Below are 20,799 nucleotides of genomic sequence, written 5' to 3' on the forward strand. Positions count from 1 at the left end.
AGCGGTTTCCTTAGTGGTCGTGGTTGCAATCCGGGCCGTGCACGTGTTCTTCGTCGTCGCCGACTTCGGCCGGTTCCATTTCCAGTTGCAGACTTACCAGATTAGTCGCCAATGGGCGCAACAGCAGGTTGGCGTACTCGGCATCGCCTTCTTCGACGTCTACGCCGATCAACAGCTGGCCGCGGCCGTCCTGCTGGATCCACAGCTCTTTGCCTTGCCACATGACCGCGACGCGGGTGCAGGAAGTTTCCAGTTGCTTGCCGTCGGTGTCTTCAAGGATCAGCCGCAGGGAATCGCTCATGTTTTTACTCTCTTGTGAAGACAAGCCGCGCGCCGCGTTCAGGCGACGCGCCGGCCATCAATTGATCTGGAATGGATAAACCGCGCCCAGTTTAAGGATTTGCGTCAGTTCATCCAGTGCCGTCCGGCATTCAAGCAGCAATTGCGGGTCCGCCAGATCGGTTTCGCTCAGGCGGTCGCGGTAGTGCTTTTCAACCCATGCGGTCAACGAACCGTACAACGGGGCCGTCATGATAACCCCTGGGTTGACCGCCGCCAGTTCGGTTTCGTTGAGCGCGACACGCAGTCGCAGGCACGCCGGGCCACCGCCGTTCTGCATACTCTGCTTGAGGTCGAACACCTTCACTTCGCGGATCAGGCCGCCGGAGCTGGTCAGGCCTTGCAGGTAATTCCACACGCGCTCATTGGCCTGGCACTCTTGCGGCACGATCAACAGCATCGAGCCATCAGGACGTGACAGCAGCTGACTGTTGAACAGGTACGAACGCACCGCGTCATCCACGGTTACCGCCGAACGCGGCACACAGATCGACTGGAAATTGCCGCCGACCCTGGCGAGCTTGCCTTGCAACTCGGCCAGCATCTGCTCGGTGTCGAGGAACGCGTCCTCGTGATAGAACAGTGCTTCGCCGTTACCCACCGCAATCACGTCGTTATGGAAAACGCCCTGATCGATCACGCCAGGATTCTGCTGCGCGTAAACCACGCCTTCGTCACGCAGACCGTGCAGACGCGCAACAGCTTGCGAGGCTTCCAGAGTCTGGCGCGCCGGGTACTTCTGCGGCGCCGGGTAGCGGTTGTCGAAGGCACTGCGACCGAACACGAAAAACTCGACACCGGCTTCACCGTATTCACGGCAGAAACGCGTGTGGTTGGCCGCGCCTTCGTCACCGAACTGCGCCACTGCCGGCAGCGCCGCGTGATGGGCGAAGTGCTGCTGATTGGCGAACATCGCGCCGAGTACGCGGCTGGTGGTCGGGTGCTCGATGCTACGGTGATATTTGCAGTTGAGATTGGCGGCGGTGAAATGCACACGACCGTCAGCGGTATCGGCGCTCGGGCTGACGGTGGCGGCGTTGGCCACCCACATGCTCGATGCCGAGCAACTGGCAACCAGCAGCGGCATCGCTTCTTTGGCGGCACGCTCGATCACCTGAGCGTCGGTGCCACTGAAACCCAGACGGCGCAGTGCGGCCACGTCCGGACGTTCCTGCGGTGCCAGTACGCCTTGCTGAAAGCCCATTTCCATCAGCGCTTTCATTTTTGCCAGACCTTGCAGCGCGGCTTCCTTCGGGTTCGAGGATTGCTGGCTGTTGCTCTGGGACGCGACGTTGCCGTAGGACAGACCGCCGTAGTTATGAGTCGGCCCCACTAGACCGTCAAAATTGACTTCATAGGATTTCATCAGCGAGGCTCCACGAGAATCTGTTGTTATAGGCTTCAGTAACTAACTGTTCAGTGCGACCGCGTCGCGGCCATCGCTGGCAAGCCAGCTCCCACAGGATTGGCGGTGTTCACAGATTTTGTGGACGACTCAATCCCTGTGGGAGCTGGCTTGCCAGCGATAGGCATCACACCATTTTCACGCCGGGGGTCAACGTCGCAGGCATCACCAGGCTCGGCGTTTCCAGCGACGCCACCGGGTACGCGCAATAATCCGCTGCGTAGTAGGCGCTGGCGCGATGGTTGCCAGAGGCCCCCACACCGCCGAACGGTGCGCTGCTCGCAGCACCCGTCAATTGCTTGTTCCAGTTGACGATACCGGCGCGGCTTTCCAGCCAGAATTGCTGGTAGCGATCTTCAGAATCCGACAACAAACCGGCGGCCAAGCCATAAGCGGTGTCGTTTGCTTCGCTGATTGCCGCTGCGAAATCGGCGTAACGAATCACTTGCAGCAACGGGCCGAACAGTTCTTCGTCCGGACGCTCGGCAACCGCGGTCACATCAACAATGCCCGGCGTCAGCAGTGCGGCTTGCGCTTGCGGCTGAGTCATTTCCAGCAGCGATACGGCACCGTTGGCCAGCAAATGTTCTTGAGCATCCATCAGCGCTTTCGCAGCGCCCAAGGAAATCACCGAACCCATGAAAGGCACTGGTTGCTGATCGAATGCACCGACTTCAATGGTCGCGCTCACTTCAACCAGTCGCTTGAGCAGGCTGTCGCCCCACGCGCCTTGCGGCACCAGCAAACGACGGGCGCAGGTGCAGCGCTGGCCGGCAGAAATGAACGCCGACTGAATGATCGTGTAAACCGCCGCATCCAGATCAGCAACCTGATCGACGACCAGCGGATTATTGCCACCCATTTCCAGAGCCAGAATCTTGTCCGGACGTCCGGCAAATTGCTGGTGCAGATGATTGCCGGTACGGCTCGAACCGGTGAAGAACAGACCGTCGATACCGGCATTCGCGGCCAGCGCGATGCCGGTTTCGCGAGCGCCTTGCAGCAGGTTCAACACGCCTGCGGGCAGGCCGGCTTCGATCCAGCACTTGACCGTCAGCTCGGCGACTTTCGGCGTCAATTCGCTTGGCTTGAACAGCACGCTGTTACCGGCCAGCAGCGCCGGCACGATGTGACCGTTCGGCAAGTGACCCGGGAAGTTGTAGGGGCCAAACACCGCTACCACGCCGTGCGGCTTGTGACGCAATACAGCGGTGGCGTCGCCCAATGGGCCGCTCTTCTCGCCTGTGCGTTCGCGGTAGCTCTGCACCGAAATCGCGATCTTGTTGACCATGCTGGTGACTTCGGTCGCGGCTTCCCACAACGGTTTGCCGGTCTCTTCACCGATGGTGCGAGCCAGTTCGTCAGCGTGGTTTTTCAGCGCGGTGGCAAAGGCTTCAAGAACGCTGATGCGCTCCTCCAGCGTACGACGCGCCCACCCCGGAAACGCCTGACGCGCAGCCTGCACCGCCGACTCAACCTGAGCGGCGGTAGCGCCCTCCCCCGACCACAGCACTTGCTGGGTCACCGGGTTCAGCGATTGAAAGGCTTCGCCCTGTCCGGCCAGCCACTCACCTGCGATGTATAGCGAATTCATTATTTCGACTCCCGAGCAGCGGACAACGCCACGGCGCGAACCTGGTCGCCTGCGTTAAGTTGAAGACGTTTGGCAGTCTGCGAATCGACCACCAGCGTGCCGGCAGCCAAACGGGCCGGCGCGGCGGTGATGCGGCAATCTTCGCGTTTGCGGTTATGGATGATGAACGGCGTAGCGTCATCGCCCGGCGTACCAATGGCCAGCACCAAAGCTTCGCTGTCACGCACCGCGCGGATCTTGCTGGTCTCGCATTCAATCCCCGGGCCGGCGTCGAAGATGTCGACGTAACCCTGGTAGCTGAAGCCTTCGCTCTTGAGCATCGCCAGCGCCGGTTCGGTGTCCGGGTGAACCTGGCCGATCACACTGCGCGCGTCTTCCGACAGGAAGCAGGTGTACAGAGGGAATTTCGGCATCAGTTCAGCAATGAATGCCTTGTTGCCGACACCGGTGAGGTAATCGGCCTGGCTGAATTCCATCTTGAAGAAGTGACGCCCCAGGCTTTCCCAAAACGGCGAACGGCCGGCTTCATCGGACACGCCGCGCATCTCGGCAATGATCTTGTTACCGAACAGCTCCGGGAACTCGGCGATGAACAGCATCCGCGCCTTGGACAGCATGCGACCGTTGAGGCCGTTGCGGTAATCGGCGTGCAGGAACAGCGAGCACAGCTCGGAATTGCCGGTCAGGTCGTTGGCCAGGAACAGCGTCGGAATCTCGCGATAGATGTTCAGCTCTTGCGAAGCGCTGACGGTCAGGCCGACACGGAAGTTGTACCAGGGCTCACGCAGACCGACCGCGCCGGCAATGGCGGAAATCCCCACCACGCGACCGTCGTCGTCTTCGAGCACGAACAGGTAGTCCGCATCGCCACGGCCGGCTTCGCCGCGAAAGGTCTTCTCGGCCCAGCCAACCCGGTGGGTCAGGCGTTCTTCGTTGGCCGGCAACGTGGTCAGGCCAGTGCCGGTGCTGCGGGCCAGGTCGATCAGCGCGTCTAAATCGCTGCTGCGTACGGGACGAACAATCATGCTATCTCCTCAAACGGGCCGCCTGCGGCCACCCGTAAAACTCGCTAAGGCGTTAAACCGCCACCAGGCGCACGCTGGCACCTTCACCGACGCCCAGGGCTTCGGCCGCTTCCAGATCCAGAGTCACCGGTTTGCCCGGCGCGTAATCCAGCTCGAGCAACACGGCGCGGTAATCCTGCAGCTGCGCGTTGGCCACCAGATACTGACGCCCGGCACCTTTGACCGGCTCGCCGATCTTTACCGGCACAACGCGGCTCTGGGCGATCGAACGGATCCCCGAAACGCGCGCATGCAGGGTCGGGCCACCGTCGAAGATGTCGATGTAGTGATCGGTCTCGAAGCCTTCGCGCATCAGGATGTCGAAGGTGATCTGCGCACGCGGGTGCACCTGGCCCATCGCCTCTTGGGCTGAATCCGGCAGCAGCGGCACGTAGATCGGGTAATGCGGCATCAGTTCGGCGAGGAACGTACGGCTTTTCAGGCCACACAGGCGTTCAGCCGCAGCGTAGTTGAGGTCGAAGAAGTTGCGACCGATGGCATCCCAGAACGGCGAGTCGCCATTCTCGTCGCTGTAACCGACGATCTCGGTCACCACCGAATCGGCGAAACGCTCCGGGTGGCTGGCGACGAACAGCAAGCGACCACGGGAGTTGAGCTCCGACCACGGCGACCCGACCAACTCGCGCTGCACATAGAAACTGGTCAGCAAGCTATTGCCGGTCAGGTCGTGGCACTGCGAGAGCACGTGGATCTTGTTGTGAATCTTCAGCTCGCGGGAAGCGTGGACGAAGGTCTCGTTGCGGAAGCTGTAGAACGGTTCCGAGTAACCGGCCGAAGCAACAATGGCCGAGCAGCCAACCAGTTTGCCGGTGGCGGTGTCTTCGAGAACGAAGAAGTAACTCTCTTCACCGTTGAAGCTCACTTCGGCAGAGAACGAGGCTTCGCTCGCCGCGATCTTGTCGCTCAGACGTTCCACGTCATCCGGCAAGGAAGTGACACCAATCGGGCTGTCCGCAGCCAGACGCTGTACCTCGCCCAGATCAGCCATTTGCGCGGGGCGCATCACCAGCATGGTGTCACTCCTTTCTCTTAAAATTTACTGAAAAAAACACCGGATATTGTGGGAGCGAGCCTGCTCGCGAAAGCGGTCTATCTGTCAGCAAAAATGGTGACTGACACGCCCTCTTCGCGAGCAGGCTCGCTCCCACAATGGAATTCGCCCGGTATCAAAAATTTTGATCGACGCCCGAGAAGTTCGGGCGCCGAAGGGTCTATCAGGCTTGCGTCAACTTCGCTGCGGCACGTTCAAAGCGGTCTAGACCGGCATCGATATCGGCATCTTCCACCACCAGGCTCGGAGCGAAACGGATCACGTCCGGGCCGGCTTGCAGAATCATCAGGCCTTCTTGTTCAGCGGCGTTGAAGATGTCCTTGGCCTTGCCTTTCCAGGCATCGCTCAGCACGCAACCGATCAGCAGACCGAGGCCACGCACCTGAGTGAACAGGCCGTACTTCTCGCCGATCTGCTGCAGACGGGTCTTGAACTTGTCGTGCTTGGCATTGACGCCGTTCAGCACCTCTGGGGTGTTGATCACGTCGATCACCGCTTCCGCGACAGCACATGCCAGCGGGTTGCCGCCGTAAGTGGTGCCGTGGGTGCCGACGACCAGATGTTTGGCCAACGCTTCGGTGGTCAACATCGCTGCGATCGGGAAACCACCGCCCAGGCTCTTGGCGCTGGTCAGGATGTCCGGGGTCACACCGTAATGCTGGTAGGCGAACAGCTTGCCGCTACGGCCCATGCCGGTTTGCACTTCGTCGAACACCAGCAGCGCGTTATTCGCGTCGCATAGTTCACGGGCGCCTTGCAGGTAAGCCAGCTCGGCCGGCAGCACGCCGCCCTCGCCCTGAATCGGTTCCAGCACGACCGCACAGGTCTTGTCGGAAACGGCGGCCTTGAGGGCAGCCAGATCGTTGTAAGGAACGTGGGTAATACCGGTGATTTTCGGACCGAAACCGTCGGAGTACTTCGACTGGCCACCGACGTTGACGGTGAACAGGGTACGGCCGTGGAAGCTGTTCAGCGCGGCAATGATTTCGTATTTCTCGCTTCCAAAACGGTCGAATGCAACACGACGGGCCAGCTTGAACGCGGCCTCGTTGGCTTCAGCGCCGGAGTTGCAGAAGAACACGCGCTCGGCGAACGTGGCGTCGATCAGCTTGTGCGCCAGGCGCAGGGCTGGCTCGTTAGTGAACACGTTGGAAACGTGCCACAGCTTGTTCGCTTGCTCGGTCAAGGCACCGACCAGCGCCGGATGCGCATGACCCAATACGTTGACGGCGATACCGCCGGCGAAGTCGATCAGCTCGCGGCCGGCCTGATCCCAGACGCGGGAACCGGCGCCACGCACCGGAATGAAAGCGGCAGGCGCGTAGTTGGGAACCATAACCTGGTCGAAATCGGCGCGTTGTACCGCAGCGTGCTCAACGGACATCGGAGTCTCCTGATGAGGGCCACCCGCCGGAAACTGGCGAGCGATGGGGGGATTGTAAGGACAGTTATCGGCCCGGCCTTGCCGCCAGGCGACAACTTCTTATAGCGCCAACCCCGGATTTTTCCGGGTTTACGGCAATGCGACAAATAACGTCGCAAAGGCGCAGTTTAAACTGCCGCCGCCGATTTGCGGCAGGCCCGGGAGGATATCAATTCAACCCGGTGCCAGCGGTATATATATGTACCGCACCGCCATCGCATGACTCTGATTTGCTGGGGCCTTTCCAGACCAAGGAACGGTCCCGATGCACCCAATCCCAGATCGGCAATCTGCCAAGCTCCCCAAACCACCTTATGACGACATACATGACGCCCACTTCCACCCGCTCATAGCCGGCATCCCTGACTGGCTCGGCACCGCTTCGGCCGCCAGGCGTCAAGCCTTTGGGCGCCAGGCTCCTTTCCTGCCGCCAAAACTGAAGACGCAACCGGACGTCAGGCATCAAGCCCTCATGGCGCTGAACGCCACGCATTGGCGCGCGCAAAACGATGTTGAGAAACGCCTTGAACACCTGCAGGACGCCAGCGCCTTCGCCGAACCGCTGCTCAAGGCAGAGCTGAAGGAGAAATTCGATCTGGATGTAGATGTCAGGACCACGTTCGTGCGCCTTTATGTTCCCGCGAAGACGCCGTGGTTCCCAATCAAAACCGGGGCGCGCGCCTGGACGGTCTCGTTGCTGGATGCCGCACTGCACAACTTCGAACTCGCCGAGACCGAAGACGACTCCTACGAACCCGAGTCGACCTTCATCACCCAACCCGACGCCAGAGGGCAGTTTGAAACCCTGCCCTCGCTCAAGGCCAGGCTGAGCATCGTGGCGTTCACCAAACTGTGCCGCGAGCTGGATATCGGCGCCCGATACCAGACCTACCTGCGGGAAGCCCTTGGCTCCAGCCATCCCGTTGCAGCGGCGGTGCTGCGACACAAAATCGACGCGAGCCAGAAGGCCGCGATGCAGGCCGCGCTGCAATGGGCACGGATGAGCGGTGACATCAGCGAGGACTATTTCCTGCGGATCGAAGCACTGCTCGATGCAGCACCGGCTGCGCCAGGTGATCGGCCAGCATTGAAATGCCAGGACCTGTCGATGCTGGAAACGCCCCTGACCGGCATCGTCGTCTTTGCGCCCGAGTTGCTCGAGCCGCGAACGTCGGCGCGCGTTGTGGCCTACATACCGGATGACCCGGAGCATCCGGTCAAGGAATATGCCTCACCCGCCGAGATGTACACCGAACTGACGCGACAACTGCGCTCCAGTGATTACCAGAAATTCTTCAGCCGGTTCGTCAATCTCGAACAGCGCGGCGTGTACTTCGCCACGCTGAACGCACGACTGAGCGGGATAAAATGGCACGAACCGGTCGCCGGCAGCACCGAGCCGCCCTGGCGCGAGACCCCACTTGAGCAGCCCAAACTGCAACTGACCGTCACGCCGATCAGCGCTCCACTGTGGCAGCACCTCTACCAGAGCAAGCTGAACAAGATCCTCAATGATGCGGCGATCATCGCAGTGCCCACGGCAACGGTTGATCAGAAAGTGCGCTGGGCGTTCTGGGACTCGGTCGTCAACATTGTCTCGACGATCCTGCAGACGGTCGCGTTCATCATCGCGCCATTCGTGCCCGGCCTCGGTGAACTGATGATGGCTTACATGGCTTATCAACTGCTCGACGAAGTGTTCGAGGGGATCATTGCCTGGGCGCAAGGCCGAACCACCGAAGCGTTCACCTACCTGATGGGCACCCTCGAATCACTGGTGCAGTTAGGCATTTTCGCCATCGGCGGGGCGATTGGCGCCGGTGAGTTCCGCAAAGTCCTGCCCACGGAAATCGTCGAGTTCATCGACCGCTTCAAACCTGTGCAAATGCCCGGCGGCCAGACCAAATACTGGGAGCCGAACCTGGCCCGGTACGAGCACACAGCGTCTCCCGCAGCAAATTCCGCACCGAATGAACTGGGCCTGCACGCACACGAGGGCCGTCAACTGCTGCCCCTTGATGACGCGCATTTTGCCGTGAGCGAAACACCCGATGCCGGTGAATACCGGATTGCCCACCCGACCCAGGCCGACGCCTATCAACCCTGGGTTCGCCATAACGGCGAAGGCGCCTGGCACAGCGAAATCGAACAACCGCTGGCGTGGGACAGACCGACAGCACTGCGCCGCATCGGCCATTCGGTCGAGTCGTTTTCAGCCGCCCAGCGAGAAACGATCCTGCAGGTCAGCGGCCTCGACGAAGAAGTGCTGCGCACCATGCACGTCGATCAGGAAACGGTTCCGCCGCTGCTGGCGGACAGCATCCAGCGCTTCAGGATCGATCAGGACCTGCAACGCTTTGCCGATGATTTACACAGCGAATCGCCCGAGGCGTATTTGCGCGCCGATCCTGTTTTGCAGTTACAACTGTTGACCGAACAGGGTCGTTGGCCGAAGGGCCAGCGCTTGCGCCTGCTCGACCCTGCGGGCGAACTCGTCTGGCAGTCGTCCAGCGATGAGCGCCTGCCGCTGACAACCCTTGGCCAAGGCAGCCTCAAGGACGGCGACCTGCTCAAGACCCTGCTCTCCTCCCTCGACGAGCAGCAAGCCAAGGCCCTGCTCGGCGAGTCGTTCGCCGGTCCGACGCTGGCGCTGGATGTGCGAAGCCAGAAGTTGAGACAGCAGCTGGCAGAGATCGCCACACAGCAGCGAACTTCAATCTTCGAATCCCGCTACGACGCCCTTCAGCGCAATGACGATCCGCTGGCCAACCTGCTCGCACAACACGATTCAGGATTGCCCGCCAGCGTCACGCGCGAACTGCTCGGCACCGCGACCGGAGAAGAGCTGGTGCAAATCAGCGAAGGTCAGTTGCCCCCGCGCCAACAGGCGCTCATGCAACTGGCCAATCAGGAGCTGCGTGTCACCCGCGCTTACGAGGGGCTGGAGCTGGACTCGGTCAACAGTCCGGATACCGACACCCTGGCACTGCACAGCCTTAAACGTCTGCCCGGCTGGAGCGGTGAGGTGCGACTGGAGATTCGTGACGGGCATTACGAAGGACGATTAGTCGACAGCACCGGAAGCGTGGAGGCGCCCGTTCAAAAAGTCCTGGTGCGGCAAAGCGACGGCACTTATCAACCCTATGACGAGCGAGGTCAGGAACTGCATTCAGCGACCGACTTGTACTCCGGCATTCTCTACGCCCTGCCCGATAGCGAACGCCAAAACCTGAGTATCCAGATCGGTCAGGGCGACAACCTCAAGACAGCGATCCGCAAACGGCCAATGGAGCGAAGCGAGTTGCGCCTCGCGATTTCTCCTGCGCCGATCCCGGAACCGACCGTGGACACGCTGCGGCTTGTGGGGCGCGGTGGCCGTGGTGGCGGCGCCGGGATTGATGCGGCTTATTCCTTCGGCGCGCCGGATGCCGCAGCAACGGATGTAGAACGGGTACGGGCGATTTTTCCGACCTTTACCCCTGAAGATGCACGGGCATTCGCAGCCCGGTTTCAGCATGATCGAGCCGGGCTGAGCAACGAACTGTCGCGCTTGCGGACGGAATTCAGCCGACTCAAGGATGACCTGCGGCGCTGGAAGAACGAGGCGCCTGTGAATGACCCGGACACCGGGGTAGCACTGACGGACATCCAGCGCCGGGCCGCCGCGCAGAACCGTGCGCTGTTCAAGAAAGCCGTAGAGGGTTGCTGGCGTAGAGAACCAGGAGGGGCCGACACCTACATGCTGCAGATTCTGGAGCCAGTAGCGGGAGAACTGCCGTCGCTGCATGCCGATTTCAGCCATGTCACCATGCTGTCCTTCAAGGGCAGCGCCGGTACACGCGGTGTTGAGCGTTTTCTGCAGTATTTCCCGTCCCTGCGCTACCTCGACATGCATGACCTGAACGTGCCCGATTTACCGCAGAGCTTTGCCAACATGCCAAACCTGCAGCATCTGGCGCTGCGCAACTGCGGCATAAGGCTTTCGACCGCGGACTCCGCTGGCTTCCCACCCATGGAACAGCTTTCGATCCTTGATTTGCAAGACAACCCGCTGGGCGTGCCGCCCGACATCAGCACCCTGCCTGCGTTGCACTACCTTAACCTCGACAATACCGGCATCTCCACCACGCCCCCGGGATTGCTCGACCATCCAAACCTGTTTACCGGCAAGTTCGACGACAACCAGATCACTGAAATCCCCGAAGAGTTGCTGACGTCATCGCACTATTTGACCGGGCAACTGAGCTTTACCAACAACCCGCTATCCGCCGCCACTCGGGAGTCGGTCAAGACCCTCTTCAACCGAACGCAGAAAAATTTCGGGGTGACGATCGAGCAGGCGGATATTCATCGCGCCACCGAACTGTTTCCAGCACTGAGCGCTGAGCAAGCGAATGACCTGCTCTACAAGTTGCCCGGCTCACTGGCCGAAGGCCGAAGCCAACTCGCCAACTGGGAGGCAGAGGTCACGCAATTACGCACTGATCTTGCTCAATGGAAAACCCGGATCCCGGAGCACTCGGCTTCCAGTGGCCAACGCTTGAATCACAACGAACAGGTAAGTGAGCATCTGGCGAGGGAGGACTTCGCCGAAAAAATGGAGCATTTCTGGCGCAACAGGTCGCCTCGCCAGCCCGGCGCCAGAGACAGCCATCTGGTGGCGACCCTCGAGTTCATGGGGGACATGCCCGTGCTCAGCGCAGACTTCAGCCATGTGACCCGATTGACGTTTAACGGCAACAAGAGCATTACGGCGTTGTCACCGTTCCTGCAACGGTTCAAGAGTCTGACCATTCTGGAACTGCGTTTTTTTGATCTGGAGCCGGGTCTTCTGCCAACCCTCGACCTGCCCCGGCTCTGCGCACTGGAGCTCAAGAGCTGCGGCTTCGTACTCACGCCTGAAAACCAGGCAGCCTTGCTGAAGATGAATCAGATCGAGATCCTGGAGCTGAGCGACAACCCATTAGGCTCCCTGTTTGATTTGAATCTTTTGCCCATGCTCAGGAGCATCGATCTGTCCCTGACCGGCATCAACGAACTCCCGCCCAGGCTGCTCGATCTTCCCGAACTGCACATCGCGGTTCTGCGCGACAACTTCATCACGCAGTTGCCAGAAGCGCTGTTCAAGCTACCGCTGGACCATACACGAGGATTCGACTTTGCTGAGAACCCGCTTTCAACCGAATCGCGTAACCGGATAAAAACCTACTTCCGCAAGACCAGTCATGACTTCGAAGTGTCAGCAGACACCGCCGATGTCGAACTCGCCAGAGAGCTGTTTCCGTCACTCGACGCGCAGGATGCGAGCAACATGATCTACTCCCTGCCCGGCACCCTGGCAGAGGGCAGGATTCAATTGCAACACTGGCAAGCAGAGCGCGAAACCCTGAGGGCGGATCTCTCTGCGTGGACTACCCAAGGCTCGACGCATCACCCGGTGACCGGCGAAGCTCGCCCGCCCATGGATTTTCTCAATGACTTCCGGGCGCGAGAGGACTTTCGCGAGCAGATTTTACGACTCTGGGAAAGCCGCTCGGACGGCACCGACACGCGTAACGACTTCTTCGAAGCGAACCTGGCTTTTTCGGGAGATATGCCAAGGCTGACGGTCGACTTCAGTCACGTTTTGACGGTGGATTTCACCGGCAATCCGGGCATCACCGAAGTCGGTGGTTTTCTAGAGCTCTTCCCCTACGCGCAAGTGGTGGAAATGCGCGATTTCGCGCTGGGTCAAATGCCAGACAACCTCACTCGCCTGAAAGAGCTCAGGGAGCTGTCGCTGATTAACTGCGGCGTTACGTTGACAGCCGACGGGCAGAGCGTTCTGGAATCATTGAGTGAACTTGAGCTGCTTGATCTGCGCAACAACCCGCTGGGGGTCGCGCCTAACGTTGAGACAATGCCGCTGCTCAATGATCTTCGCCTTTCCAATACCGGTATTTCCAGCTTGCCGGAAGGTCTCGCTGACCATCCCAACCTGCGCGATGTCAGGCTTGATGGCAACGGGATCGTCGATCTGCCCGACTCCTTTTTTGAGGTTGTTCCCGACCTTGCCGATGGCATCAACCTGGCGGGCAATCCGCTGTCTGCGACCAGTCGCAATCGAATCAAGGGGCATTACCACGCCCTCAACAATTTCGGAGTGCTCCCCGATACAGCCGATATCGCCAAAGCCAAGGTACTGTTTCCAGCACTGAAGTCCAAAGGCGCCGTCAACATGATCTATTCCCTGCCCGGCACGCTGGCGGCTGGCAGCGCTCAACTGCTGCGTTGGGAAGCCGAGATAGCGACGATGATCAGCGACCTCGCCGAGTGGGCCGAACGCATTCCCCCACGCGACCCGAGCACGGGTCGTTTCATCGATGCGGTCGAAAGAGCCAACCAGCATTTTGCCCGGACGAATTTCAGTCGAGAGTTGCAGACTTTCTGGCGCAGCCGACATGTCGAAAAAACTGAAGTACGCTCCAATATCTTCGCTGCCGAACTCAGGTTTATCGGCGACATGCCGACACTGACTGCTGATTTCAGTCATGTCGCCCAGCTCTCTTTGCTGGGCAACGATGCGCTGACAGTGTCTGATGGCTTTCTGAGCGGCTTCAGCAGGCTACAGGCTTTGGAGCTGCGCACATTCGCTTTGGGGCGGATTCCCCCGGTGCTCAATCGAATGCCTACGCTCAGATCGCTGGTGCTGAGTAGTTGCGGCGTCATCTTCGATGCCGAGGGGCAAGCTGCGCTCTCTTCACTGTCGCGACTCAGGGCACTGGATCTTCACAACAACCCATTGGTCGAAGCGCCAGACGTCTCGGCGCTGACCGAAATGATATTTCTGGATCTCTCCAAAACCTCGATCGACCGTGTACCGCCCGGACTCTCCAGCCTGCCGCTTCTGGAGGACGTAATGCTTTCTGAGAACAACATCAGCGAACTGTCCGATGAACTGCTCAACCTCCCCGCCGACGTCGCCCAGATTATCGACTTGCATGACAACCCTATCTCGGCAGCTGCGCGGGAACGCATCAAAGTCTGCTACCAAACCAGCGGCTACACATTCAGCGTGCCGGTCGAAGCCACGGACAGGGAGCTGGCCCTTACGCTTTACCCAAGTTTGACTGACAGCCAAATCAACGAACTTGTCTACAGTTTGCCCGGCACGCTAGCTGATGGTCATGCCGAACTGGTACGCCGCACCACTGAACTCGCCACGCTGACACACGAGCTCGATTTATGGGCCAACGAGACACCGCTGGATCCGGCCAACCGCAGTCCACTGACGGGCAACGCTCTGAGAGAGGAACAGGCCAACAGACAGTCGCTCAAGCAAACCCTGGAAAACTGCTGGCGCCGGATCGTTGCACAGGGGCACAACGAATTCGAATTCAACTTCAACGTCCCTGTGAGGGGGGACCTGCCCACACCTACAGCAGACTTCGCGCATGTGCGCACTGTCTTCCTGTTGAACGGGTCTGGCGCGCCGTCGCGTCTCGGTGAGTTTCTGAAGCTGTTTCCTAACGCAGAGAAGCTGGCGATTCAGGGTTATCAGCTCAACGACATTGCAACAGTCGTGACGTCCATGGAAAAACTCACTGCATTGAGACTGTCGGGCTGCCACATCACGCTGACCCCGGCCAGCGTTGAGGTGCTGGCCACGAGGAGCAATCTCAACACGCTGATCCTAAGAGACAACCCGCTAGGCCTCACCCCCGATCTCGGCCGCCTGAAGCAGTTGTCCTGGCTGGATCTGAGCAATACCGGTATCAGCGAACCACCGCTCACGCTCCCCGTGCAGCGCCTGGAGTACGTCAATTTCTCCAACAATGCGATTGTCGAGTTACCGGAAAACTTCTGGAACGCCAGCACTACCGAGTTCGATTTCAGCGGTAATCCGCTATCCGCGCAAAGTGAGCAACGCGTGGAACGTTATCGACTCAGAAGAAATGCCGCACTGGCAGAGCGACAAACAGAGCGAGTTCCGACGCCGTCCGAGTCGACATCCATTTCCACAGAAACGGAAGGATCAGTCATGTCGATCGACTCATCCGATCTTTCAGAATGACCGGCGGCGGTTAACCGCGCTCTGACGGCACCGACGACAATTCAAACGGGCTGCTGCTGCGCCGCTGGTTGCGATCTTCCCGCGGCGTGGCACCGAAGAAATTGCGATAGGCGCTGGAGAAATGCGGCCCCGAGGAGAAGCCACACGACAAGCCGATCTGGATGATCGACTTGCTGGTCTGCATCAACATTTGCCGGGCCTTGTTCAGGCGCAGTTCCAGGTAGTACTGGCTCGGCACACGGTTGAGGTATTGCTTGAAGATCCGCTCAAGCTGTCGACGGGACACGCACACATGCTGGGCGATTTCGTCGGTGGTCAGCGGTTCTTCGATGTTGGCTTCCATCAGCAACACGGCTTGCGTGAGCTTTGGATGACTAGAACCGAGGCGATTCTGCAACGGAATGCGCTGACGCTCGCCGCCCTCGCGGATGCGCTCGACCACCAGTTCTTCCGAAACGGCGCCGGCCAACTCTGCACCGTGATCACGGGCCAGCAATGCCAGCAGCAGATCAAGCACGGACATGCCGCCGCACGCGGTCAGGCGATCACGATCCCAATCGAACAGATGGCTGGTAGCGATGACCTTCGGAAAGCGCTCGGCGAAATCGTCCTGCCAACGCCAGTGCACCGCCGCGCGGTAACCGTCGAGCAAACCCATTTGCGCCAACGGGTAAACACCGGCGGACAAACCACCGATCACACAACCGGCACGCACCAGTTGCTTGAGCGCACTGCTGAGTGCCGGAGCCAGGGTAGTCGGCGGTTCATCGGCGACCAAAAACAGTTTCTGGAAGTTTTCCAGCTTGCCGGCCCACGGCTCGCCGGGTAATTGCCAGGCGCCGTCGCTCGGCGGCTCGGCCTGCAAGAACGACAGTTCGTAGACCACGTCCGGATGCACACGCTGAGCAACACGCAAGGCCTCCTCCGCCAGCGCCAGCGTCAACGCTTTAGTGCTGGGCCAAATCAGGAAACCAATTCGATGGGCAGTCATGGGTGGGCGATCCGAAACGAACAACGGTGATGAAGGCATGGGCCAATGCTAGCCCGTAAATGAACGTAAATCGCAAAACCGGCGCAGATCCATTGTGGGAGCTGGCTTGCCAGCGATGGCGGTGTATCTGCACCAGATATGCCAACTGGCCCACCGCTATCGCTGGCAAGCCAGCTCCCACAGGAATTGTAGCCAGCCTTCAGGCTGCGAAGCATGCACTATTCCGGTGCATATCGGCAGCCCCGTTTACTTGAGGCTACCCGACAGGAATTGCTGCAGACGTTCCGATTGCGGATTGACCAGCACTTCGCGTGGGTTACCGCTCTCTTCAACAACACCTTTGTGCAGGAACACCAACTGGTTCGACACTTCACGGGCGAAGCCCATTTCGTGGGTCACGACAACCATGGTGCGGCCTTCCTGAGCCAGCGCCTGCATCACCTTCAAGACGTCGCCGACCAGTTCCGGGTCGAGCGCCGACGTCGGTTCGTCGAACAGCATCACTTCCGGTTCCATCGCCAGCGCTCGGGCAATCGCCACACGCTGCTGCTCGCCACCGGACATGTGCCCCGGGAACGCGTCCTTGCGATGCGCCACGCCAACCTTGTTCAGGTAGTGCTCGGCTTTCTCGCGGGCTTCGGCCTTGGAGACGCCGAGCACATGCACCGGCGCTTCCATGATGTTTTCCAGCGCGGTCATGTGCGACCACAGGTTGAAATGCTGGAACACCATCGACAGGCGCGAACGCATGCGTTGCAGCTGTTTCGGATCAGCGGCTTTGAGCGCGCCGTCCTTGTTGGCGACCAGTTTCAGCTCTTCGTTGTTGAGCAGAATTTTGCCCGCGTGCGGCTGCTCGAGCAGGTTGATGCAGCGCAGGAAAGTACTTTTGCCGGAGCCACTGGAGCCGATGATGCTGATCACATCGCCGGCTGCCGCTTTCAGGGAAACACCCTTGAGCACTTCGTGACTGCCATAGCGTTTATGCAGGTCTTGGACTTCAAGTTTGTACATGCGGTCGGTTCTCACAAAAACAGTCAGTCAGTCGTTGAGCAAGCGCCCGTGACGCAGCGCTTCGCGCCCCGCCACCTTGGCCAGCCAGAAACCGGGTTGGGCATAGCGCAGCCGTTCAATGGCAAACAGCACCCCGGACGTACCAGCACACACCGTGCTGACCCGATCGGACACAGGGTCGATCACTTCAAAAATCTCGTCACCGGCTTCAACCCACTCGCCGGGTTTACGCAGAAAACTCACCACGCCCGGGTGGGGCGCGAACAGCAATTGCGTGCCTTCAAACGGCATGCCTTCGCACGCTTCGTGCGCCGCATTCGGCCACTCGCCGGTAATCAAACCTTGCTCGGCGAGGAACGCCAGAATGCCTTCAGCATACGCCTGGGCTTCAGCGCGGCCAGTGTCGGCCTGACCGCCCAGCTCAATGGTCGTTGCCAGGCACGCCAATGGAATCTGCGCATCGGGGAACTGACGCGACAGGCGCAACCACGGCAGCGAACACGCTTCGTCGAAGGAGCTGCCGCCGGAATCTTCCGCCAGCAAACCGACTTTCACATTCAGGTGCGCTGCCAGCGAACGCCACTGCGGCCAGTGCTGCGGCAGCGCGTACATGTGCAGCGCGGCTTCGGCGTCGCAGTGCAAGTCGAGCACCACATCAGCGTTGCACGCGTGGCTGAGCAAGACGCGTTGCATGCCTTGCAACTGGCTGCTCGCCGCAGGCAACGCCGCCAGATGATCAGCCATCGCCTGACGGATCAGGCGAACGTTGGCGTGTGGATCATCACCGAGGCTGTCGGCCAAAGCAGCCGCAACCGGCGCGCTCAGCTCAACGAAATCACGGTTGAAGTTCTTGCCACTGCCCGCCTCGAAACGGCCCTGGTGATTGCCTTGCAGCAACTGCCCCAGCCCCAGCGGGTTGGCCACCGGGACCAACTCGATCACGCCGTTGAGCAAGCCTTTTGCTTCAAGTTCGCCAAGGCGCTTTTTCAGCTCCCAAGCGGTGCGCATGCCCGGCAATTCGTCAGCGTGCAGGCTGGCCTGAATGTAGGCCTTGCGCTCGCCGCCGCCGAAACGGAACACCGAAATCTTGCGCTCGCTGCCCAGATGGCTCCACGGTAATACGTGATCGATGCGTTCCATATCAGTGCTTCCGCGGGGCCAGGTAGCTCAGCCAGCGGCGCTCGGCCAGCTTGAACAGCTTCACCAGAATGAAGGTCAGGCACAGGTAGAACACGCCAGCGGTGATGTACGCCTCGAACGGCAGATAGAACTGCGCGTTGACGGTACGCGCCGCACCGGTAATGTCGATCAGGGTCACGATGGACGCCAGACTGGTGGTCTGCAGCATCATGATCACTTCGTTGCTGTACTGCGGCAGCGCCCGGCGCAGGGCCGACGGCAACAGGATGCGTTTGTACAGTTTGAAGCGCGACATACCCATGGCCTTGGCCGCTTCGATCTCACCGTTCGGCGTGGCCTTGAGGCTGCCGGCGATGATTTCAGCGGTGTAGGCGCTGGTGTTGACCGCGAACGCCAGGCACGCGCAGAACGTCGCGCTGGACAGCCATGGCCAGAGGAAGCTTTCACGTACTGCCTCGAACTGCGCCAGACCGTAGTAGATCAAAAACAGCTGCACCAGCATCGGCGTGCCGCGAATCACGTAGGTGTAGAGCCACGCGGCGCCGTTGACGACCGGGTTCTTCGAGACGCGCATCAGGCCCAGTGGCAACGCTGCCAGCAAACCGAAAAACAGCGAAAACGCGAGCAATTTAAGGGTGGTCACCAAGCCGCCGAAGTACAGCGGCAGAGCCTCCCAGATGACGTTGTAGTCGAAGATCATAGATCAGCCGCCCTTACGCCTACCGAGTAGCGCTTCTCAAGTTGACGCAGTATCAGCAACGAAACGCTGGTGATGACCAGGTACATCGCCGCCACTGCAAGGAAGAAGGTGAAAGGCTCGCGGGTAGCATCAGCCGCCTGCTTGGCCTTGAACATCATGTCTTGCAGACCGACCACGGAAATCAGCGCAGTGGCCTTGGTCAGTACCAGCCAGTTGTTGGTGAAGCCCGGAATCGCCAGACGAATCATCTGCGGCACCATCACCCGGAAGAACACCTGAAAACTGCTCATGCCGTACGCCATGCCTGCCTCGGCCTGGCCTTTGGGAATGGCCATGAACGCACCACGGAACGTTTCCGACAGGTACGCACCGAAGATGAAACCGAGGGTGCCGATACCGGCGGCCAGCGGATTCAAATCGATGTAATCGTCATAGCCCAGCATCGGCGCGACGCGGTTGAGCAAGTCCTGACCACCGTAGAAGATCAGCAGGATCAACACCAGATCGGGAATGCCGCGGATCACCGTGGAATACAGATCGCCCAGCCAGGCCAGCCAGCGCACCGGCGACAGGCGCAACGCGACACCGATCAGCCCGAGAACGATGGCCAGGGCCATGGAAGACAAGGCGAGCTGAAGCGTCAGCCATGCGCCATCGAGGATGACAGCCCCGTAGCCTTTCAACATGATTCAGGTCCTCGAAAGTTGGGATGAAAAAATGGCGCAAACCTCAGAGATCCTGTTGCTTGCGCCATTTCGGACTTGTCGCAGAGACGTATTACTTGCCGTAGATATCGAAGGCGAAGTACTTGTCCTGGATTGCTTTGTATTTGCCGTTTTCACGGATAGCCGTGATAGCGGTGTTGATCTTGTCTTTCAGGGCGTCGCCCTTGCGCACTGCGATGCCTACGCCGTCACCGAAGTATTTGACGTCGGTGAATGCCGGGCCAACGAAGGCGAAACCTTTGCCAGCGTCGGTTTTCAGGAAGCCGTCATCCAGCAGGGTCGCGTCAGCCACGGTGCCGTCGAGGCGACCGGCGGCCACGTCCAGATAGATTTCGTTCTGCGAACCGTATGGCTTGATCTCGGCACCCAGTGGGGCCAGGACTTCGCGGGCAAAACGTTCGTGGATCGAACCACGTTGCACGCCGATGTTCTTGCCCTTGAGCTCAGCCAGACCTTCGCTGACCTGAGTGCCGGCCTTCATGACCAGGCGGGCCGGAGTGTTGTAGTACTTGTTGGTGAAGTCCACAGACTTCTTGCGATCTTCAGTGATCGACATGGACGACAGGATCGCGTCGATCTTGCGCACTTTCAGTGCCGGGATCAGACCGTCGAATTCTTGCTCGACCCACACGCACTTGACCTGCATCTGCTCGCACAGCGCGTTGCCGATGTCGTAGTCGAAACCGACGATGTTGCCGTCCGGCGACTTCGACGCGAACGGAGGGTAAGCCGCTTCGATACCGATTTTCAGAGGTTTTTCATCTGCGAAGGAATTCAGCGACAGCACGGACAGTGCCAGGGCGCCAAGCAGCACAAGTTTCTTCATCTTGGGACTCCATCGGTAAAGGGCAAAAACGGCAGAGTGAGCGACAGCCCAATATGCGAATGGGTGAATCGAGAAATCGGTTGCTGCATCGGTGGGAAATTTCCCATTGAAACCGTCGCAGGTTTCAACGTCAGCCACGATGAGCGGGTGATCGGCATTCTAACGACAGGCCCGAAGCCGATATTTCTTCAATGCGACAACTAATTACAGATGCACAGAGAAACCCGCTTGAGCACATTGACAGCCCTGCATTTTCATGCAAGAGCGAACGATTGTGAACCGATCTATGCTGCAAATTGCGGGCCTATTATTCGCAAACCCTTCTAATCCGGCAAGCGCAGCGTTATGTCTTATTTTTCACTGGAGGGTTTGAGGCTCTAAAACGGGGCGATGCGTTTCCCTATGCCCCGGTTTGGCGCCAGCGGTTACATATTGGGTTACGTGGATCTGGCCCGG

Annotated in this window: 13 protein-coding genes; 1 reads left to right on the plus strand and 12 read right to left on the minus strand. The window is 59.7% G+C overall.

The window, feature by feature from the left end; all coding sequences use genetic code 11:
• Positions 1-10: 10 nt before the first annotated feature.
• The 6 genes from AB4P97_RS16255 to AB4P97_RS16280 all read right to left on the minus strand — a co-directional run bounded on the left by AB4P97_RS16255 (position 11) and on the right by AB4P97_RS16280 (position 6,858).
• Positions 11-301, minus strand: a complete 291-nt coding sequence (locus tag AB4P97_RS16255) for a topoisomerase II (protein WP_042560541.1) — start codon at positions 299-301, stop codon at positions 11-13.
• Positions 302-358: 57 nt separating this feature from the next.
• Positions 359-1,705 carry an N-succinylarginine dihydrolase gene (gene astB / locus AB4P97_RS16260; RefSeq protein WP_042560542.1) on the minus strand — a complete coding sequence of 449 codons (1,347 nt, stop codon included), beginning with the start codon at positions 1,703-1,705 and terminating at the stop codon, positions 359-361.
• Positions 1,706-1,871: 166 nt separating this feature from the next.
• Positions 1,872-3,341: a succinylglutamate-semialdehyde dehydrogenase gene (gene astD / locus AB4P97_RS16265; RefSeq protein WP_164488127.1), complete on the minus strand. Its 1,470-nt coding sequence runs from the start codon at positions 3,339-3,341 to the stop codon at positions 1,872-1,874.
• Positions 3,338-4,363 carry an arginine N-succinyltransferase gene (astA, locus tag AB4P97_RS16270; RefSeq protein WP_042560544.1) on the minus strand — a complete coding sequence of 342 codons (1,026 nt, stop codon included), beginning with the start codon at positions 4,361-4,363 and terminating at the stop codon, positions 3,338-3,340. The genes astD and astA overlap by 4 nt, the downstream gene beginning before the upstream one ends.
• A gap of 52 nt (positions 4,364-4,415) precedes the next feature.
• On the minus strand, positions 4,416-5,435 hold the full coding sequence (aruF, locus tag AB4P97_RS16275; RefSeq protein ID WP_042560545.1) for an arginine/ornithine succinyltransferase subunit alpha: 1,020 nt from the start codon (positions 5,433-5,435) through the stop codon (positions 4,416-4,418).
• 202 nt (positions 5,436-5,637) lie between these two features.
• Positions 5,638-6,858 carry an aspartate aminotransferase family protein gene (locus AB4P97_RS16280; protein WP_115146181.1) on the minus strand — a complete coding sequence of 407 codons (1,221 nt, stop codon included), beginning with the start codon at positions 6,856-6,858 and terminating at the stop codon, positions 5,638-5,640.
• Positions 6,859-7,162: 304 nt separating this feature from the next.
• On the opposite strand from AB4P97_RS16280, the gene AB4P97_RS16285 reads away from it, so the two are divergent.
• Complete coding sequence (locus AB4P97_RS16285) at positions 7,163-14,950, plus strand: dermonecrotic toxin domain-containing protein (protein ID WP_395601344.1); 7,788 nt, start codon at positions 7,163-7,165, stop codon at positions 14,948-14,950.
• Between the two features lie 10 nt (positions 14,951-14,960).
• Here the strand turns inward: AB4P97_RS16285 and argR are convergent, their stop codons facing one another.
• From argR to AB4P97_RS16315, 6 genes are all read right to left on the minus strand, one after another.
• A complete protein-coding gene (argR, locus tag AB4P97_RS16290) occupies positions 14,961-15,941 on the minus strand; it encodes a transcriptional regulator ArgR (protein WP_042560546.1) in 981 nt (326 codons plus the stop codon).
• 246 nt (positions 15,942-16,187) lie between these two features.
• On the minus strand, positions 16,188-16,952 hold the full coding sequence (locus AB4P97_RS16295) for an ABC transporter ATP-binding protein (protein WP_003227281.1): 765 nt from the start codon (positions 16,950-16,952) through the stop codon (positions 16,188-16,190).
• Between the two features lie 27 nt (positions 16,953-16,979).
• On the minus strand, positions 16,980-18,092 hold the full coding sequence (locus tag AB4P97_RS16300; protein ID WP_115146177.1) for a M14 family metallopeptidase: 1,113 nt from the start codon (positions 18,090-18,092) through the stop codon (positions 16,980-16,982).
• Position 18,093: 1 nt separating this feature from the next.
• Positions 18,094-18,792: an ABC transporter permease gene (locus AB4P97_RS16305; protein ID WP_042560548.1), complete on the minus strand. Its 699-nt coding sequence runs from the start codon at positions 18,790-18,792 to the stop codon at positions 18,094-18,096.
• Positions 18,789-19,478, minus strand: a complete 690-nt coding sequence (locus AB4P97_RS16310; RefSeq protein WP_007912702.1) for an ABC transporter permease — start codon at positions 19,476-19,478, stop codon at positions 18,789-18,791. Before AB4P97_RS16310 ends, AB4P97_RS16305 begins: the two co-directional genes overlap by 4 nt.
• Positions 19,479-19,569: 91 nt before the next feature.
• Entirely contained in the window at positions 19,570-20,343 is a 774-nt protein-coding gene (locus tag AB4P97_RS16315) for an ABC transporter substrate-binding protein (protein WP_042560549.1), read from the minus strand.
• Positions 20,344-20,799 lie beyond the last annotated feature (456 nt).

The sequence above is a fragment of the Pseudomonas sp. A1230 genome (genome assembly GCF_044218825.1).
GTDB classification, from domain to species: Bacteria; Pseudomonadota; Gammaproteobacteria; order Pseudomonadales; family Pseudomonadaceae; genus Aquipseudomonas; species Aquipseudomonas iridis.

What these genes read in the sequence shown, in the direction of transcription:
- AB4P97_RS16285 (WP_395601344.1), top strand. Translation starts at nt 7,163, where the DNA reads ATGCACCCAATCCCAGATCGGCAATCTGCCAAGCTCCCCAAACCACCT.
- AB4P97_RS16310 (WP_007912702.1), bottom strand. Translation starts at nt 19,478, where the DNA reads ATGTTGAAAGGCTACGGGGCTGTCATCCTCGATGGCGCATGGCTGACG.
- AB4P97_RS16300 (WP_115146177.1), bottom strand. Translation starts at nt 18,092, where the DNA reads ATGGAACGCATCGATCACGTATTACCGTGGAGCCATCTGGGCAGCGAG.
- AB4P97_RS16315 (WP_042560549.1), bottom strand. Translation starts at nt 20,343, where the DNA reads ATGAAGAAACTTGTGCTGCTTGGCGCCCTGGCACTGTCCGTGCTGTCG.
- AB4P97_RS16295 (WP_003227281.1), bottom strand. Translation starts at nt 16,952, where the DNA reads ATGTACAAACTTGAAGTCCAAGACCTGCATAAACGCTATGGCAGTCAC.
- astB (WP_042560542.1), bottom strand. Translation starts at nt 1,705, where the DNA reads ATGAAATCCTATGAAGTCAATTTTGACGGTCTAGTGGGGCCGACTCAT.
- argR (WP_042560546.1), bottom strand. Translation starts at nt 15,941, where the DNA reads ATGACTGCCCATCGAATTGGTTTCCTGATTTGGCCCAGCACTAAAGCG.
- AB4P97_RS16280 (WP_115146181.1), bottom strand. Translation starts at nt 6,858, where the DNA reads ATGTCCGTTGAGCACGCTGCGGTACAACGCGCCGATTTCGACCAGGTT.
- aruF (WP_042560545.1), bottom strand. Translation starts at nt 5,435, where the DNA reads ATGCTGGTGATGCGCCCCGCGCAAATGGCTGATCTGGGCGAGGTACAG.
- AB4P97_RS16255 (WP_042560541.1), bottom strand. Translation starts at nt 301, where the DNA reads ATGAGCGATTCCCTGCGGCTGATCCTTGAAGACACCGACGGCAAGCAA.
- AB4P97_RS16305 (WP_042560548.1), bottom strand. Translation starts at nt 18,792, where the DNA reads ATGATCTTCGACTACAACGTCATCTGGGAGGCTCTGCCGCTGTACTTC.
- astA (WP_042560544.1), bottom strand. Translation starts at nt 4,363, where the DNA reads ATGATTGTTCGTCCCGTACGCAGCAGCGATTTAGACGCGCTGATCGAC.